The organism is Halalkalibacter sp. HAAS-P013, from assembly GCF_056619925.1.
Window position 1 is genome coordinate 1 of record NZ_JBWQTU010000060.1, and the last position, 789, is coordinate 789.

Below are 789 nucleotides of genomic sequence, written 5' to 3' on the forward strand. Positions count from 1 at the left end.
GTGACTGCCGGTGACAAACCGGAGGAAGGTGGGGATGACGTCAAATCATCATGCCCCTTATGACCTGGGCTACACACGTGCTACAATGGATGGTACAAAGAGCAGCGAAACCGCGAGGTCGAGCCAATCTCATAAAGCCATTCTCAGTTCGGATTGTAGGCTGCAACTCGCCTACATGAAGCCGGAATTGCTAGTAATCGCGGATCAGCATGCCGCGGTGAATACGTTCCCGGGCCTTGTACACACCGCCCGTCACACCACGAGAGTTTGTAACACCCGAAGTCGGTGGGGTAACCCTTTTGGGAGCCAGCCGCCTAAGGTGGGACAGATGATTGGGGTGAAGTCGTAACAAGGTAGCCGTATCGGAAGGTGCGGCTGGATCACCTCCTTTCTATGGAGTTTAACTCTAGTCGATGTATGGTCTTGGACCATATACGCTTTGGTCTTTTGTTCAGTTTTGAAGGAACTTCCTTCAAAAAATTGCTCCTGCGTCTACGAGTAACGCTACGAAGTTAGCTTTCTCGGAGCATGGCAGCATGAAGTGTTTACTGAGAAGAATTACATGATGTAATTGAAGTCAGTAGCCAGGTTCTTTGAAAACTAGATAATGCAATAGAAACAATGTTAGTTTTATCGGTATCTTATTTATAAGAGAAGATCAAACGAGCATGTCAAGAATTCAAAAACGACTTTTTTAAAATAGATCGTTTTTGGCAAAGAGCTTCGAGTAGTTCGAGGAAGCGAGTGGTCGAAAGAATGGAGCGTAGTTTACTACGTGACATGACTGAG

At 46.5% G+C, this 789-nt stretch carries 1 rRNA gene; it reads left to right on the top strand.

What is annotated here, in order from left to right:
• A 16S ribosomal RNA gene (locus tag AC1FXP_RS23545) occupies nucleotides 1-391 on the top strand; the annotation flags it as partial.
• Between the last annotated feature and the right edge of the window lie 398 nt (nucleotides 392-789).